We start from the raw sequence: 16,907 nt of genomic DNA, 5'->3' as shown, positions 1-16,907 counted from the left end.
ACCCTGCCTATCCCACGACCGGCGTGAACCGGACCGGCAGCGTGGTCAGCCCGCGCATCCAGATCGACGGCCGCCAGGTCAGCTCCCCGGGGTCGACGGCCAGGACGAGGTCCGGAAGCCGTTCGAGAAGCGTCTCGACCGTCGTACGGGCGATCACGTCGGCCAGCAGCGGGGCCGGATACGGGCAGCGGTGCTCGCCGTTGCTGAACGACAGGTGCGCCGCGTTCTCCGCGCCCACCTGTGAGTCGGGCCAGATCTGCGGATCGGTGTTGGCCGCGGCCAGCCCGAGCACCAGACAGTCGCCCGCCTGGATCTGCCGCCCGCCGAGCTGGGTGTCGCGGGTGGCCCAGCGTCCGATGAAGTTCTGCGTCGGCGTGTCCAGCCACAGCACCTCGTTGAGCGCCTGTCCCACGCTGAGCCGCCCGCCCGAGACATTGAGCGCGAACCGCTCGTCGGTCAGCAGCAGCCGGAGCGTGTTGCAGATCCAGTTCGCGGTGGGCTGCTGCGCCGCCGCGATCACCGAGATCAGGTCCTGGACGATCTCCTCGTCCGTCAGCCCGGCGGGGTGGTTCAGCATCCGTGAGGTGACATCGGCCCCCGGGCGCGCCCGCTTCTCCTCCACCAGGCGGGCGATGCGCTCACCGACGCGGATGTACGCGGCCACCGGGTCGTCACCCTCGGCCGCGTCGAGCGACATCCTGAGGTCCTCGACCAGTTCCTCGGTGTCGGTGGTGCCCGACGGCATGCCGACCATGTGGACCGCGGCGCGCATGGCCACGGGGTGCGTGTAGGCCGTCATCAGCTCCGCCCGGCCGCTCCCGGCGAAGACGTCGATCAGCTGATCGGCGAGGTACGCGCACTCACGGGCCAGCTCGAACTGGTCGACGCCCTCAAGGGCTTCGGTGATCACCCCGGCGCGCCGCCGGTGTTCGGCGCCCTCGGTGAACAGGACGGACGGCTGATGACCGACGAAGGGCATCAGCGGCCAGTCGGCCGGGATCTTCTCCCACTGGTTCCAGCGCCGCGAATCCCGCGCGAACAGCTCGTCGTTGGCCGTGACATAGGTGACCTCGGGATATCCGAGGACCAGCCAGGCCGGGACGCCCCCGTCGAGCAGGACGGGCGCGACGGCGCCGTGCTGACGGCGCAGGTCGCGGTAGAGCTCCGCGGGCGTCTGCTGGTACTCCAGACCGCTCAGCGGCGTGGCGTTCGCGTGCGCGGGGCATCCGGAGGCGGACGCGCCAGCGGTGATGGGTCCGGTCACGTCGGTCATGCGGTCAGCTCCCGGGCGCGTGCGAGGTCGTGCAGATGGTCGACGAGAGTGATCAGTACGTCCTTGCCCGACGACCGTACGCGGGCATCGCAGTCGATCAGCGGCACGTGATCAGGCAATGCCAGGGCGGCGCGGATCTCGTCGAGGGAGAACGCGGTCCGGTCGTCGTCGAAGCGGTTCACGGCGACGACGAACGGGGTGTTGTGATGCTCCAGCCGGTCGATGGCGTACCAGCATTCGTCCATCCTGCGGGTGTCCACCAGCACCACGGCTCCGAGGGTCCCGGAGAACAGCCGGTCCCACAGGAACCAGAAGCGCTCCTGGCCGGGTGCGCCGAACAGGTACAGCACCAGACGCTCGTTGAGACTGATCCGCCCGAAGTCGAACGCCACCGTCGTCGTACGCTTGCCCGCCACACCCGAGGTCTCGTCGACGCCGACCCCCGCCTGCGTCATGATCTCTTCGGTGTTCAGGGGGCGGATCTCGCTGACCGACCGGACCAGCGTGGTCTTGCCCACGCCGAAGCCGCCGACGACGACGATCTTGAGCCCCGTGTCGGCGGCGTCGCCGAGCGGTGTCCGGGACGGCAGCTCAGAGGTTGCGGAGCCCATGGAGCACCTCCGTGAGAAGAGCGGAATCGGGAAGCGCCGCGACGGAACGCGCCGCGCGGGGATGACGGGCGGTGATACGCCCGGTCTCCAGCAGGTCCTCCAGGAGGATCCGGACGACCGTGATCGGCAGGGACAGCTCCGCCGCGATCTCGACCACTGCCATCGGGTGGCGGCAGAGCTCGAGAATGCGCACATGCTCCGACTGCATCCCGGCCGTCGGTGCGCTTTCCCCGACGATCAGCGTGACGAGGTCGAAGGAGGCACCGTCGGTTCGGCTGCGCCCGCCCGTGACCGTGTACAGCCGGTCGGGGGAGCCGATGTCGACAGGGCGCCGCGTCATGAGGGTGTGTTCTCGTGGCCCCGCGAGCGCGGTTCGGCGCGCAGGTGCTCGCCGATCTGCTCCACGAGTTCGGTCATCCGGTGCCCCACGACGCCGGGGTCGGCCGCTTCGTCGGCGACGACCGCGAGATGAGCGCCCTCGCCGGCCTCGACGATGAACAGCAGCCCGCCGTGGAACTCGGTCATCGAATGCCGCACACCTCCGCTGCCGTCACCGAACTCCACGGAGGCGCCCTGGGCGAGGGCCTGGATCCCGGAGCAGATGGCGGCGAGCTGGTCCGCCTGATCCAGTGTCAGGTGCGGGCTCCAGCAGAGCTTCAGCCCGTCCCGGGACAGCACCAGTGCGTGCCGGGTGCCGGGGGTGCCGTGGAGAAGGCTCTCGAGGAGCCAGGTCAGGCTGTTGTCGGTGGTCTGCATGACGGGTCGGGCAGGGTCTTCGGGGAACCGTTGGACCGCCGCCCGTGCCTCCATTCGGGTCTCGGGGCAAGGGAATGCGGGCGTGCCCTGGCGGGCACGCGGGAAGCGGTACGACGGGCCTACGGGGCCGCGTCCGGTCCGCCGGGCTCGTTGCTGTCGGGCTGGTTGCCGTCGGGCTCGCGGGTGGCACGGCGGGCCTGGTGGAAGGCGCCGAACCGGGCGCCGGCGTCGCGCGGCGGGCGGGGCGCCGATGCCCGGGAACCGTCCGTACCCGTACGGGAGTCCGCGGCATCCCGGAGTTCGGGATGCCTGGCGTGCGCGTCCGCCATCGTGCGTCCGGGGCGCCGTACGGGCAGCCCGCCCGGCGTCGACGGCCGCGCGCTGTCGGGCCGCGCCGCAGCCCCGGGGGCGAGAGGCGCCTCGGGCGCCTCGGGCCGGTACGACGGCTCGGCGGCCGACAGCGGGTCCGGCGCGATCGCGGGGCGGGCGGCCGGCGCGATCGGCGCGACCGGCTGCCGTACCGCTTCCGCCCGCTGGGTGACGAGCTGCGGCGGAATGAGCACCACGACGCCCGTGCCGCCACGCGACGAGGGCCGGAAGCTGACGTTGATGCCGTACTTGACGGCCAGTCGGCCCACCACAGCCAGACCGAGCCGGGTGCCCTGGAGCGCGGCGAGGTCGGTGGCCTGTCCGGAGACCGACTCCCTGGCCCGGCGCATGGCCGCCTCGGCCATCTTGAGACCGCTGTCCTCGATGGTGACGACCATTCCCGCGCTCGCCTCCTCCACGTAGACGTGGACCTCGTCGATGGGCGGGGAGAAGTTCGCGGCGTTGTCCATCAGTTCGGCGAGGAGGTGCATCACGCCCTCGGCGGCGAAGCCGACGACGGCCGACTTGGTCGCGCAGTGCAGCCGGACCCGCTGGTAGGCCGAGATCCGGCCCACCGCCCCGCGCAGGATGCTCTCCATCACGATCGGCTTGTTCCACGCCCGGCTCGCCCGGCCCCCCATCAGAAGGGCGAGGCGGTCGGTCATCAGCCCCAGCTGCGAGGTGCTGTGGTCGAGCGTGAGCAGATCCCCCAGCACGTCCTCGCCGTGGCGGTCCTGCATGTCACGGAGATCGGCCAGCATGCTCACGGACTTGGCCTGCACACGCGCCAGGGCCTTGGCGCTCGCGGCCTGGGCGGCGGCCGCACGGCGCTCGCTCCTGGCCAGCTCCCGTACGCCCTCTTCGGCGAGCCCGCGCAGCAGGTCGTCCTGCGGCAGCTCCAGCCCCGCCAGCACCCGGTCGGCCGAGGCGCCCTCGCGCAAGTCCTGGACAGCGGGCGGCAGTGTCTCCGTGACCAGCCGCTTCAGCTCGTCGGTGAAACGGGCGTGTTCCGCGGCCGTCCGGTGCTGCGCCGCGGTGGCGGCCGCCGTGCGCCGCTCCGCCTGGGCGACCGTGGTCGTGAAGAGCTGGAGCAACTGCCTGTGGGACGGGTCGGACGGCTGCGGCATCCCGGCGAGGACGTCGTCGGCCTCCGCTCCGTCGTGCAACTGCCGCACCACGCCGGGCAGGGCGACGTGGACGAGATGGGAACCCTCGGCGCTCCTGCCGTCCAGTTGCTGCCGCAGCGTGCGGGCCTCCTCGGCGGCCCGGTCCGCGGCACCACGCAGCCGTCGCACCACCAGGTGCGAGACGATCGCGGTACCGGCCAGGCAGAGCCAGGCACCGCCCAGCCCCCACGCCACCCAGGCTCTGGAGGAGACGGGCGCCAGGGCGGCCACCGTGCCGCCGGCTGCCGCGGTGGCCACGAGCAGGACCAGTGGACCGGCGAGGCCCGGACGCCGCGTCGAAGGTATTCGGCCTGGACGGCGATTGGCAGACACAGACACTCCGCGTCTCTCGATGCTCGGTTGGAAGGTGGTGGGGGTCCGGTCCGGTCCACCGGGTTGTGTGGCGCCGTGACATGACGGCCTGTGGGGAAGGAGATCTTCCGGCCCACGTGCGGCGTTCATGCTAGTCACCGGAACGGACCAGTGAAGCGGGCATTCGGCGCAGTCCGCCCCGTTCAGCAGTTCGTCGTGAAATCCTCAGGGCGAGCCGGCGCCGTGGTAAAGGTGCCGCCCGCTGGTGACGGGTAACGCCCGGTCATGCATCGTGCCGGGCGACGGTGGGCTCCGCCTGAGACGGGCGGCTTTCGAGGCGGGTGGCCTCGGCGGCCCTGGGGCGTGGGGATGATCCATATTAGCAAGAGGCCATTTCCGGCCAAGTTATGGACGTGTTGTCGGATGGTCGGAAGATCACGGCGGGGCGTATGGGGTGGACACGGCCAAAGCGGTCGCTGTTACCTAAAGTAACGACCTATTTACCGCCAGGGCCGGTCGCGCGTTCGATGGCGGCATCCCGCATGCATGGCACCGTTTGAATGATCAAAATGGCGGCGGGTTAGCATGTGAGCGCCGCCTAGCTCGAAAGATGGACCTGTGACTGTCAACGACGACTCGTTCACCAACTGGAAGAACCGCGAGGAGATCGCGGAGTCGATGATCCCGATCATCGGGAAGCTGCACCGGGAGCGGGACGTCACGGTCCTGCTGCACAGCCGCTCCTTGGTGAACAAGTCGGTGGTCAGCATCCTCAAGACCCACCGCTTCGCCCGGCAGATCGCCGGTGAGGAACTCTCGGTCACCGAGACGCTGCCGTTCCTGACCGCTCTCACCACGCTCGATCTCGGCCCTTCCCAGATCGACATCGGCATGCTCGCCGCGACGTACAAGGAAGACGACCACGGTCTGTCGGTGGAGGAGTTCACCGCCCAGGCCGTCGCCGGCGCCACGGGCGAGAACAAGATCGAGCGCCGCGAGGGACGCGACGTCGTCCTCTACGGCTTCGGCCGCATCGGGCGCCTCGTCGCCCGCCTGCTCATCGAGAAGTCCGGATCCGGGAACGGGCTGCGCCTGCGCGGCATCGTCGTCCGCGGGGGCGGCGAGCAGGACCTGGTCAAGCGCGCCTCCCTGCTGCGCCGTGACTCCATCCACGGCCAGTTCCAGGGCACCATCACCGTGGACGAGGCGAACAGCACCATCGTCGCCAACGGCAACGAGATCAAGGTGATCTACGCCAACGACCCGTCCGAGGTCGACTACACGGCGTACGGCATCAACAACGCCATCCTGATCGACAACACCGGCAAGTGGCGCGACCGCGAGGGCCTGTCGAAGCACCTGCGCCCCGGCATCGCCAAGGTCGTCCTGACCGCGCCGGGCAAGGGCGACGTCCCCAACATCGTCCACGGCGTCAACCACGACACGATCAAGCCCGACGAGCAGATCCTGTCCTGCGCCTCCTGCACCACCAACGCGATCGTCCCGCCGCTGAAGGCGATGGACGACGAGTACGGCGTCCTGCGCGGTCACGTGGAGACCGTCCACTCGTTCACCAATGACCAGAACCTGCTGGACAACTACCACAAGGCCGACCGTCGCGGCCGCTCGGCGCCGCTCAACATGGTGATCACCGAGACCGGTGCCGCCTCGGCCGTCGCCAAGGCCCTGCCGGAGCTGAAGGCGCCGATCACCGGCAGCTCGATCCGCGTCCCCGTCCCGGACGTCTCGATCGCGATCCTCAGCCTGCGCCTCGGCCGCGAGACCACCCGCGAGGAGGTCCTCGACTACCTCCGCGACGTCTCGCTGCACTCGCCGCTGAAGCGCCAGATCGACTTCACCACCGCCCCCGACGCGGTCTCGATGGACTTCGTCGGCTCGCGCCACGCGTCGATCGTCGACGCCGGTGCCACCAAGGTCGACGGCGACAACGCGATCCTCTACCTCTGGTACGACAACGAGTTCGGCTACTCGTGCCAGGTCATCCGGGTCGTCCAGCACGTCTCCGGGGTGGAGTACCCCACCTTCCCGGCCCCGCAGGCCTGATCCGGGCGCACTGTCCGATCCGCTGACCCGGCAGGCGGGGGCGGCGGTGGGGCGACGACCGATCCGATCCCGATCGGCATCAGGTCGCTCCCACCGCCGCCCCCGCCGCGGTGTGTGGCCATCCGGCGGACCCGGCACGCCGGTGCCTGACGGTCACCCTTCGAGGTGAATGGGCCTCTCGGAGCGCGATGGGGAGCGACCTCCCCGACGGCTCGGTGCTCTGCGCCGAGGGGTGGGAACACACCGGTGACGGGATGCAGTCACGTGGCCGCGCCTGCGCGGAAGTCCACTTCTGACCGCACCGATCAGGCGGCGGCGTGGCCGGCTGTGCCCGCCTGGGAGAGGCGCGTCACGCTTCCGCCCGCGCGGTGAGCACGGTGGGGGAGTTCCGCATCAGGAGCGCGTATCCGGCCGACGTGACGACGATGCCGGCGGGCAGGGCGAGGTCCACACCGCCCAGGGCGGCGGCGACCGCCCCCGTGTACGCGGTGTTGACGCACAGGGCGGCCGCGGTGACGCCCGCTCCGAGTGCCAGGGCCCCGGCCCAGTTGACCCCGGCGGTGTACCAGAAGGGGCTGCCGTGGCTCTCGTCCGTCAGCGCGGGACCGTCGTAGCGGCCCCGGCGCAGCAGGATGTCGGTGGCGTAGAGAGCCATGGCGGGGCCGAGAAGGACGACGGTGAGCTGGAGGACGTTGCTGACGGTGTCGAGGAAGTTGGACACGAACAGCGCGTAGAGGGTCAGGGAGACGGCGACGACACCGTCGACGACCACGCTGAGTGAGCGGCGGATACGGATGCCGATGGCCTGGAGGGCCAGTCCGGCGCTGTAGGCGGTCAGGGCGTTGATGGCGATCGTGCCGAGGACCAGGGCGAGCAGGAAGACGGAAGTGAACCAGCCGGGCAGGATCTTCTCCAGCGCGGTCTGCGGGTCGGTCATGTCGACGGCGGTCGCGGCGAGCGCGCCGAGGGAGCAGACGGCGACGCTGGGCAGGAAGCCGCCGAGCGCGGTCCAGCCGGCGACCGCCCGGCGAGACGCCGTACGGGGCAGGTAGCGGGAGAAGTCGGCGCTGGTGGTGTACGAGAGCGGGCCGGAGGCGATGATCGTGACGCCGGCGATGAGGGTCGCCCACAGGTCGACACCCGTGAGGGACGTGTCGGGCGCGTAGCCGAAGTCCGCGTGCACGAGCACCGAGTAGGCGACCACGCCGAACGCGGCGGCGAGGGCGATGGTGATCGGGAGGTACAGCTTCACGATCAGGGCGTGCCCGTAGACGCTGATGGTCAGGGTGAGCGTGGCGATGCCCAGGATGACGGCGATCCTGACCCCCGTGTTCGCCGGGAGGCCGGTCTTCTCGACCAGAGCGAAGGCTGCGGTCGCGGCGGCGGCCAGGTTGAGGGCGAAGTAGCAGACGGAGATCACCCAGCCGGTGATCGCGTTGTTCACGCGGTTCCCGCGGATGCCGTACATCGCGCGTGTGATCACCTCGCTGGGTGCGCCCGCCGCCGGGCCGGAGGTGGCGAGCAGTCCGGTGAGGCCCCAGAAGAGATTGCCCACGACGATCACCACGAGGGCCTGCCACAGATTCAGGCCCATCAGGACGAGGGCGCCGCCGACGACCAGGCTGAGGTAGTTGACGTTCGCCGCGGCCCAGACGGTGAACAACTCGCGGGGGCGGCCGTGGCGTTCCCGCTCGGGAATGTAATCGATCCCGTGGGCCTCGATGTGACCCGGCCGGTCCGAGGACGGCGGCGCGTCGTGTACGCCGCGAGGGCCTGGATGCGGGTCGGGGATCGTGGATGCCATGAGGCCCTTCGGGTGCTGGTCGTACCCACCTGCTTGCTTATTGGTCGCACACTCAATAGCATCGCCGTGATGTCGTCAAGGGTCCAGCACGCGCGGATTCGGAAAGCATCGGACGGGACGCCCGCGCGTCACCTCGCGTGATTCTTCGCAGCCGCGACGCGGGTGGTGGACGACGACGCATCCGCCGGCCCGTCCGCCGTTCCGGCCACCGAGTCCTCCCCGTCGCCCCCGACCGACCTTCCCCCACCCGCCCTCCAAGGAGCCGTTGTGCGCACCCCTCTCGTCCTGCTCTCCGCCCGTCTGCTCGACCCGGTCACGGGCCGGTTCCTGCCGGAGACCGCACTGGCCGTGTCCGGAGGGCGGATCTCCGCCCTGGGCGACGACCGCCGGATACGCGCGCACGCGGACTCCTCGACGACGGTGATCGACCTGAAGGGTGCCGTCGTGACCCCCGGCCTGGTCGACGGACACCTCCACCCCGTCTCGGGCGCCGAGCTGACCCAGGGCCTGGACCTGTCGGGCTGCGCCGACCTGGACGACGTGCGCGAGGCGCTCGCCCGCGAGGTCCGGACCCTCGCGCCCGGAGCCTGGCTGCACGGCTGGGGCCTGGACCCGAACGTCTTCGGCGACCGGCCCGTCGAGGCGGCCGCGCTCGGCCCCGTACTGGACGGCGTACCGGCCCTCCTGCAGCTCTTCGACGCCCATTCCATGCTGGCCAGCCCCCGCGCGCTCGAACTCGCCGGGGTCGACGGCCCGCGCACCTTCTCCCAGGCCGCCGAGGTCGTCTGCGATGCCACCGGCCGGCCCACCGGGCTGCTCCTGGAGGACGCCGCCTGCGAACTCGTCGAGCGCGCGGCCCCTCGGCCCACGCACGAGGAGCGCCGCGCCCGTCTCGCCGCCGCCCTGCGCGGCATGGCCGCCGCGGGACTCACCGGCGGTCACGCCATGGACGCGGGCGGCGACAGCCTCGCGCTGTACGCCGAGCTCGACGCGGCCGGCGAGCTGCCGCTGCGCCTGCGGGTCGCGCCCTGGTGCCAGCCCGGCAGCGACTCCGAGGCACTGCGCGCGCTGATCGAGCAGCAGGGCACCGGCGGCAGGCTCTGGCGGACCGAGGGCGTCAAGCTCTTCATGGACGGCACCATCGACAACGGCACCGCCTGGCTGGAGCGCCCCGACTGCCACGGCGAGTCCACGCACGCCTTCTGGCCCGACCCCGACGCCTACACCCGCGTCGTCGGCGAGCTCCACCGGGCAGGGGTGCCCACCGCCACCCACGCCATCGGGGACGCGGCCGTACGGCACGTCCTCGACTCCGTCGAGAAGGCGCAGGCCGAGAGGGCGCAGGCCGACGGCGGCCGCGCGGTCCGGCACCGGATCGAGCACATCGAGACCGTCCCCGACGACACCCTGCGCCGCTTCGCCGAGCTCGGCGTCATCGCGTCCATGCAGCCCACCCACTGCTGCGACTTCACCCGCGCCGACCACACCGACAACTGGTCGCGCCGCCTCGGTGAGGAGCGCGCCTCCCGCGCCTGGCGCTGCCGCGACCTGTGGGACTCCGGCGCCACCGTCGTCCTCGGCTCCGACTGGCCCATCGCCCCCTACCCGCCGCTGGGCGTCATGGCGGGCGCCCGTCACCGCCGGCCCAGCCGCGACCTCAATCAGCCCCCGCACGGCCCCGAGCAGGCGCTCACCGCCCTGGAAGCGCTCCGGGGCATGACCGTGAACACCGCCCACGCCGCGGGCGAGGAGCACGAGGCCGGCCGGCTCGCCGTCGGCCACCGGGCCGACCTCACCGTCTGCGCCGACGACCCGCTCACCACCGCCGCGACCGATCTGCCCGACCTGCCCGTGCTGCTCACGGTCCTCGACGGCCGCCCCACCCACCGCGACGCGAGCCTGTGACACGAAGGGCCCGGTGACCGGAGGGCACCCGGTCGCCACCCGCGGGGCCGCCGGTCATGCCGACGGCGGCCCCGCTGTCATGACGGGCGCGTCGCACGCGCCCCCGAGCCGAGACGGCTCCCGAGGCAGGGCTTCCGCTTCAGCGCGCCTGTTCGCCGAACGCCGCCAGGATGCGTTCGGCCGCGAGCGTGGCCGTCAACTCGCCGTCCCTGACCCGCTGTTCCAGGCCGGGTGCCAGCGCGCGTACCGCCGGGTCGGCGTGGAGGCGGCCGATCAGCGTGTCGCGGACCATCGTCCAGGTCCAGTCGACCTGCTGCTCGCGGCGCTTCGCGGCCAGGCGGCCGGTCGAGTCGAGGACGGTTCGGTGCTGTTCGAGGCGTTCCCAGACGGTGTCCAGGCCGGTCGACTCGCGGGCGCTGCAACTCAGGACGGGCGGGGTCCAGACCGCGTCCTTGCCGTGCATGAGCCGCAGGGCGCCCGCCAGCTCCCGGGCGGCGGCCTGGGCGTCGCGTTCGTGCGGGCCGTCCGCCTTGTTGACGGCGATCACGTCGGCCAGCTCCAGGACGCCCTTCTTGATGCCCTGCAACTGGTCTCCGGTGCGGGCCAGCGTCAGCAGCAGGAAGGAGTCGACCATGTTCGCGACCGCGGTCTCCGACTGACCGACGCCGACCGTCTCCACCAGCACCACGTCGTACCCCGCGGCCTCCATCACCACGATCGACTCGCGCGTCGCCTTGGCGACCCCGCCCAGGGTGCCGGAGGTGGGGGAGGGGCGTACGAAGGCCGCGGGGTCCACGGCCAGGCGCTCCATGCGGGTCTTGTCGCCCAGGATCGAGCCGCCGGTCCGGCTGGAGGACGGGTCCACGGCGAGCACCGCGACCCGGTGCCCCAGCGACGTCAGCATCGTGCCGAACGCGTCGATGAACGTGGACTTGCCCACGCCGGGAACACCGCTGACGCCGATCCGCCGCGCCTTGCCGCTGTGCGGCAGCAGCTCGGTCAGCAACTCCTGTGCCAGTACCCGGTGGTCGGGCCGGGTGGACTCGACGAGCGTGACGGCGCGCGCCACGACCGCCCGCTTCCCGTCGAGCACACCCTTCACATACGTTCCGAGGTCGATGGCCATGGGACTCAGAGGTCGTGCCCGAGATCGGCCGACAGCCGCTTCACCAGGTCGTACGCCGCGTCGGGGATCACCGTCCCGGGCGGGAAGACGGCCGCCGCACCCATCTCCAGCAGGGTCGGTACGTCCTGTGGCGGAATCACCCCACCGACGACGATCATGATGTCCTCGCGGCCCTCCTCGGCGAGCTGCTCCCGCAGCGCCGGCACGAGCGTGAGGTGCCCGGCGGCCAGCGACGACACCCCGACGATGTGCACGTCCGCCTCGACGGCCTGGCGGGCCACCTCGGCCGGGGTCTGGAACAGCGGGCCGACGTCCACGTCGAAGCCGAGGTCGGCGAAGGCGGTGGCGATCACCTTCTGGCCGCGGTCGTGACCGTCCTGGCCCATCTTGGCGACCAGGATGCGCGGACGCCGTCCCTCGGCCTCCTCGAAGGAGCCCACCAGCGTACGGGTGCGGTCCACGGACGGGGACTCGCCGGCTTCGTTGCGGTACACACCGGAGATCGTACGGATCTGGCCCGCGTGCCGCCCGTACACCTTCTCCAGGGCCTCGGAGATCTCCCCGACGGTGGCCTTCGCGCGGGCCGCGTGCACGGCCAGCTCCAGCAGGTTGCCGGTGCCCTCGGCGGCGCGGGTCAGCGCCCGTAGCGCGTCCTGGCAGGCGAGCTCGTCGCGCTCCTCCCGCAGCCGCCGCAGCTTCTCGATCTGCTGGGCGCGCACGGAGGAGTTGTCGACCTTGAGGACCTCGATCTGCTCGTCGTTCTCGACGCGGTACTTGTTCACGCCGATGACCGGCTGGCGTCCGGAGTCGATCCGGGCCTGGGTGCGGGCCGCGGCCTCCTCGACCCGCAGCTTGGGGATGCCCGCGTCGATGGCCTGCGCCATGCCGCCCGCCGCCTCGACCTCCTGGATGTGCTGCCAGGCGCGGCGGGCGAGGTCGTACGTGAGCTTCTCGACGTACGCGCTGCCGCCCCAGGGGTCGATGACCCGGGTCGTGCCCGACTCCTGCTGGATCAGCAGCTGGGTGTTGCGGGCGATCCGCGCCGAGAAGTCGGTCGGCAGGGCGAGCGCCTCGTCGAGGGCGTTGGTGTGCAGGGACTGGGTGTGGCCCTGCGTCGCGGCCATCGCCTCGACACACGTACGCGTGACGTTGTTGAACACGTCCTGCGCCGTCAGCGACCAGCCGGACGTCTGCGAATGGGTGCGCAGGGAAAGGGACTTGGTGTTCTTCGGGTCGAACTGCCTGACCAGCTTGGCCCACAGCAGGCGCGCCGCCCGCAGCTTGGCGATCTCCATGAAGAAGTTCATGCCGATCGCCCAGAAGAACGAGAGCCGGGGCGCGAACGCGTCGACGTCCAGCCCGGCGTCCCGGCCCGCCCGGATGTACTCCACCCCGTCCGCGAGGGTGTAGGCCAGCTCCAGGTCGGCCGTCGCGCCCGCCTCCTGGATGTGGTAGCCGGAGATGGAGATGGAGTTGTAGCGCGGCATCCGCTGCGAGGTGTAGGCGAAGATGTCGGAGATGATCCGCATCGACGGCTTCGGCGGATAGATGTACGTGTTGCGGACCATGAACTCCTTGAGGATGTCGTTCTGAATGGTCCCGGCGAGCTTCTCGGGCGGTACGCCCTGCTCCTCGGCCGCCACGATGTACAGCGCCAGTACGGGCAGCACCGCGCCGTTCATCGTCATCGACACGGTCATCCGGTCCAGCGGGATGCCCTCGAAGAGCCGGCGCATGTCGTAGATGGAGTCGATGGCGACACCCGCCATGCCGACGTCACCGGTCACGCGCGGGTGGTCGCTGTCGTAGCCGCGGTGGGTGGGCAGGTCGAAGGCGACCGACAGGCCCTTCTGGCCGGCGGCGAGGTTGCGCCGGTAGAAGGCGTTGGACTCCTCGGCCGTGGAGAAGCCCGCGTACTGGCGGATGGTCCACGGCTGGTTGACGTACATCGTCGGGTACGGGCCGCGCAGGTACGGGGCCACACCCGGGTACGTCTCCAGGAAGTCCAGGCCCTCCAGGTCCCGGCCGGTGTAGAGCGGCTTGACCGCGATGCCCTCGGGGGTCTCCCAGAGCAGGTCACCGCCGCCGGTCGCCTTCTTGACGGCCGCGTGCCACTCGTCGGCGCCGCTGTCGGCGGTCGGGGTCCCCAGTTCGATCCCGGAGAAGTCGGGGATTCCCATCAGGACACTCCCATACGGTCGAGGGTGGCGGAGAGGACGGCGATGGCGTCGCAGCCCGCGAAGACGTACGCGTCCACGCCGGCGTACTGCCCGGGGCGGCCGGCGAGGAACACGTGCCGGGCGCCCGCCGCCTTGAGGGCACCGGCCGTGGCCGCGGCCTGCTCCTCGTACAGCGCGTCGCTGGAGCAGAGGCAGACCTCGGTGGCGCCGCTCTCCTCGAACGTGCCCTCCGTGACCGCCTCGACGCCGCCCGCCTGGAACAGGTTGGCGGCGAAGGTCGTCCGCGCGCTGTGGGCGGCGGCGGGACCGATGGCGGCCAGGAAGACGCGCGGCCGGGCCCCGGTGGCGGCGAGATGGGCGTCGGAACGGGCGCGCAGCGCCTCGTACGCCTCGTCGCGCCGCACCCTCGGGAGCCCACCGGACGCGGGCGCGGGCCTCGGCTCGCGCTCCACGGGACGCTCCGCGAGGTGCGGGAACTCGCTGACACCGGTGATGGGTTCACGCCGCTTGGCGAGCTTCGAGCTGCGCGCCTCCCAGGTGTTCGCGAGGTCCTGACCCAGGTGGCCCGAGCGCAGGGCGGCCGCCTGGCCGCCGATCCGCTCGATCCACCGGAAGAACTCCCAGCCCGCGCGGGCGAGTTCGTCGGTGAGCCGCTCCACGTACCAGGACCCGCCGGCCGGATCGATCACCCGCGACAGATGCGACTCCTCGACCAGGATCGTCGACGTGTTGCGGGCGATGCGCCGGGCGAACGCGTCCGGCAGGCCGAGGGCGTGGTCGAAGGGGAGCACGGTGACGGCGTCGGCGCCGCCGACCCCGGCGGCCAGCGTGGCGACCGTCGTGCGCAGCATGTTCACCCAGGGGTCGCGGCGCGACATCATCACCGGCGACGTCACGGCGTGCTGCACCTGCGCCCCGGCCCCCGGCGCGCCGCACTCCTCGGCCACCCGCGCCCACAGCCTGCGGGCGGCCCGCAGCTTGGCGACGGTCAGGAACTGGTCGGCGCTCGCCGCGTACCGGAACTCCAGCTGCGCACAGGCCTGCTCGACGGACAGTCCCGCCCCGGTCAGTTCCCGCAGGTAGGCGACACCGGTCGCCAGGGAGCAGCCCAGCTCCTGCGCGGCCGAGCCGCCGGCCTCGTGGTACGGCAGCGCGTCCACGGTCAGCGCCCGCAGCCCCGCGTACTCCCCGGTGCACCGCAGCGCGAGACCGGCGACCGGCGCGAAGTCCAGCGCCTCGCCGGTGCGGGCCTCGTGGCCCAGCGGATCCGCGCCGAGGTTGCCGCGCGCCGCGTCCTTCGCGACAGCCCGCTCCTTCAGCAGCCGGAGCAGCTCCCGCGCCGCGGGCTCGACGTCACGTCCCGCGTCGAGGACGACGGGCGCCAGGTCGAGGTGGACGCCGTCGAGCACCTCGCCGAGCGAGGACACCGGGATCCCGCCCTCGCCCACGACCAGCCACAGCGAGGTGACGCCGTTCTCCAGGTCCGTGAGCACCGCGCGGCCGTCGGCCGCCGAGTGCTGCTGCCGTACGTCCCAGCCGCCGCTGATGTTGCCCTCGGCCCGGCCGCCGCGTACGAACGGTTCGAAACCGGGAAAGCCGGAGGCGGGCGCGCTGTCGTGCGCGGTGTACAGAGGCCGGGTGCGCAGCCCGTCCTCCAGCGCGGTGGACAGGGCGTCTTCCGCTGCCGCGTCCGAGACATCCCTGCCCGACCTGTGCAGGACACCCGCCACCAGGCGTTGCCACTGCTCGTGGGTCGTGTCAGGGAACTCGGCGGCCAGAGGGAGCCCGTCGTCAGGCAGGACCGTCATGCTCGGATGTTAGGGCAGGTCAACAAAGGAGCAGCAGAGGGCACGGCTGTGACCTTGCCCTCTCCAGGACGGCCTTGATTCCTTGTCGGGGTTCGTACAAAGATCTGTCTTCCGGATCAGCCCCGTCACGGGGGCGGCGGCCCGTTCGCCGCTGCCCGCGCGGGGCCGGCGCCGGTCCCGTCGTGCGCGAGGAATTCCACCACCGCCATCGCGAAGAGGAGCACGAGTGCGATGCCGATGATGACCCAGCCGGTCGGGTAGCTCCACAGGAAGAGGGTCAGCACGGCCGCGGCGATCAGGATCCACGTGATCCAGCCGCGGTGGCGCCGGACGAACGGGCCGACCGGGCCGGTGCGCAGGCCCGCGTGGTCCGCGGTGGAGCGGACGGCGCCGATGCCCGAGTACCACAACTGCCGTACGACCGTGGCCCCGTGGCCGGGGCCGGTCAGCCAGGCGGCCAGCGCGACCACCACACCGAGCACCACGGTCATCCGGATCGTCGTGCGGAGGTAGCGCGTCATCGCGTCGTAGACGTCCGCGGCCGCGGGCTGGGAGACGCTGTCCGGCAGCGCGTTCAGGTACACGACGCGGAAGACGGTCAGGCCGACGCCGAGCATGAGTGTGGCGAAGGCGAAGGCCAGTGCCGCCACGACCAGTACGCGGCGGCGATGACGGGAGAGCAGCACGCCGGCGACGACCAGCAGCACCGAGAGCACCGGCAGCCAGTTGCCCGCGATCTGCAGCAGCCGGAAGTAGGTCTTGACCTTGCCGATGTTGTCCGACCGCAGGACCGTGAAGTCGGTGTGCACCTCGGGGATCTTCGCGGCCACCGTCATTCCCTCGTCGACGAGGCGCTGTTTGACCTGCTCGACGACCGGGGCCAGGTCGACGGTCACCGAGTTGTTGTTGATCTTCACCGCCCCGCCGCCGCTGCCCGTGAGGGCCTTGTCCACCGCGGCGTGGATCCGGCGGTTGGCCTCGACCCAGATCCGGTCGAAGGTCTCGGAGGCGATGATGTCCTGTGCCTTGTCGTGGACGAAGCTGCGGACGGCGTTCTCGAGGGAGTCGCCGAGCTTGCCGAGGGCCTTCTCCAGGAGCGGCCGGTTGGCCGGAGCCACGCCTTCCAGCAGGGCCGGGAGGTCGATGTGCTCCATCACCGCGTTGGTGACCCGGGTCGCCGCGGCCGCCTGGACGTCCGGGTCGGAGGCGAGCGGGGCGACCGTGGCCACGTAGCGGTCCGTGTCGCCGACCTCGCTCGACGCCCACGCCGCGACGGCGGCGAGCGGGGCGAGGAGGCAGCCGATCACGATGAGCAGCGCCGCGAAGAAGGACCTCCACCGGTGCCGGGGCGCCCGGGGTGGCCTGTCCCCTTCCAGCGCCGCCACGCGGGAGCGCAACTGCTCCAGCTCGGAGGGTTCGTTGTCCTTGCCGGGCGTGCGGCCGCGGTCCGAGCCGGAGCCCGCGGCGCCTTCGTCCGTCATGGCGCGTCCTCCCCTGTGGCGGTGGGTTCGCACTCCAGCGGACCGCGTGGGC

At 71.6% G+C, this 16,907-nt stretch carries 12 protein-coding genes; 2 read left to right on the top strand and 10 right to left on the bottom strand.

What is annotated here, in order from left to right:
• Positions 1-7: 7 nt before the first annotated feature.
• The 5 genes from ABT342_RS16065 to ABT342_RS16045 form a co-directional block, all read right to left on the bottom strand.
• On the bottom strand, positions 8-1,273 hold the full coding sequence (locus ABT342_RS16065; RefSeq protein ID WP_351573066.1) for a cytochrome P450: 1,266 nt from the start codon (positions 1,271-1,273) through the stop codon (positions 8-10).
• A complete protein-coding gene (locus tag ABT342_RS16060; RefSeq protein ID WP_351573063.1) occupies positions 1,270-1,884 on the bottom strand; it encodes a GTP-binding protein in 615 nt (204 codons plus the stop codon). The genes ABT342_RS16065 and ABT342_RS16060 overlap by 4 nt, the downstream gene beginning before the upstream one ends.
• A complete protein-coding gene (locus tag ABT342_RS16055) occupies positions 1,865-2,224 on the bottom strand; it encodes a DUF742 domain-containing protein (RefSeq protein ID WP_351573060.1) in 360 nt (119 codons plus the stop codon). The genes ABT342_RS16060 and ABT342_RS16055 overlap by 20 nt, the downstream gene beginning before the upstream one ends.
• Positions 2,221-2,640 carry a roadblock/LC7 domain-containing protein gene (locus ABT342_RS16050; RefSeq protein ID WP_351573057.1) on the bottom strand — a complete coding sequence of 140 codons (420 nt, stop codon included), beginning with the start codon at positions 2,638-2,640 and terminating at the stop codon, positions 2,221-2,223. Before ABT342_RS16050 ends, ABT342_RS16055 begins: the two co-directional genes overlap by 4 nt.
• Before the next feature lie 119 nt (positions 2,641-2,759).
• Positions 2,760-4,439 (bottom strand): sensor histidine kinase, encoded by a 1,680-nt coding sequence (locus ABT342_RS16045; RefSeq protein WP_502965552.1) that lies wholly within the window; start codon positions 4,437-4,439, stop codon positions 2,760-2,762.
• A 666-nt stretch (positions 4,440-5,105) separates the two neighbouring features.
• On the opposite strand from ABT342_RS16045, the gene ABT342_RS16040 reads away from it, so the two are divergent.
• Positions 5,106-6,551 carry a glyceraldehyde-3-phosphate dehydrogenase gene (locus ABT342_RS16040; protein WP_351573051.1) on the top strand — a complete coding sequence of 482 codons (1,446 nt, stop codon included), beginning with the start codon at positions 5,106-5,108 and terminating at the stop codon, positions 6,549-6,551.
• 349 nt (positions 6,552-6,900) lie between these two features.
• Here the strand turns inward: ABT342_RS16040 and ABT342_RS16035 are convergent, their stop codons facing one another.
• Positions 6,901-8,355, bottom strand: coding sequence for a purine-cytosine permease family protein (locus ABT342_RS16035; RefSeq protein ID WP_351573048.1), 1,455 nt, complete (start codon positions 8,353-8,355; stop codon positions 6,901-6,903).
• Between the two features lie 267 nt (positions 8,356-8,622).
• On the opposite strand from ABT342_RS16035, the gene ABT342_RS16030 reads away from it, so the two are divergent.
• Positions 8,623-10,260 (top strand): amidohydrolase, encoded by a 1,638-nt coding sequence (locus ABT342_RS16030; RefSeq protein ID WP_351573046.1) that lies wholly within the window; start codon positions 8,623-8,625, stop codon positions 10,258-10,260.
• Between the two features lie 139 nt (positions 10,261-10,399).
• On the opposite strand, the gene meaB is transcribed toward ABT342_RS16030, so the two are convergent.
• The 4 genes from meaB to ABT342_RS16010 form a co-directional block, all read right to left on the bottom strand.
• On the bottom strand, positions 10,400-11,386 hold the full coding sequence (gene meaB / locus ABT342_RS16025; RefSeq protein WP_351573044.1) for a methylmalonyl Co-A mutase-associated GTPase MeaB: 987 nt from the start codon (positions 11,384-11,386) through the stop codon (positions 10,400-10,402).
• 5 nt (positions 11,387-11,391) lie between these two features.
• Positions 11,392-13,566: a methylmalonyl-CoA mutase gene (scpA, locus tag ABT342_RS16020; protein WP_351573041.1), complete on the bottom strand. Its 2,175-nt coding sequence runs from the start codon at positions 13,564-13,566 to the stop codon at positions 11,392-11,394.
• Complete coding sequence (locus ABT342_RS16015; protein ID WP_351573038.1) at positions 13,566-15,374, bottom strand: methylmalonyl-CoA mutase family protein; 1,809 nt, start codon at positions 15,372-15,374, stop codon at positions 13,566-13,568. Before ABT342_RS16015 ends, scpA begins: the two co-directional genes overlap by 1 nt.
• A gap of 125 nt (positions 15,375-15,499) precedes the next feature.
• Positions 15,500-16,855: a hypothetical protein gene (locus ABT342_RS16010; RefSeq protein WP_351573035.1), complete on the bottom strand. Its 1,356-nt coding sequence runs from the start codon at positions 16,853-16,855 to the stop codon at positions 15,500-15,502.
• Between the last annotated feature and the right edge of the window lie 52 nt (positions 16,856-16,907).

Origin of the sequence: Streptomyces sp. NPDC000410, assembly GCF_040300305.1 — a bacterium.
GTDB lineage: Bacteria > Actinomycetota > Actinomycetes > Streptomycetales > Streptomycetaceae > Streptomyces.
This window is presented reverse-complemented; position numbering and strand designations above follow the sequence as displayed.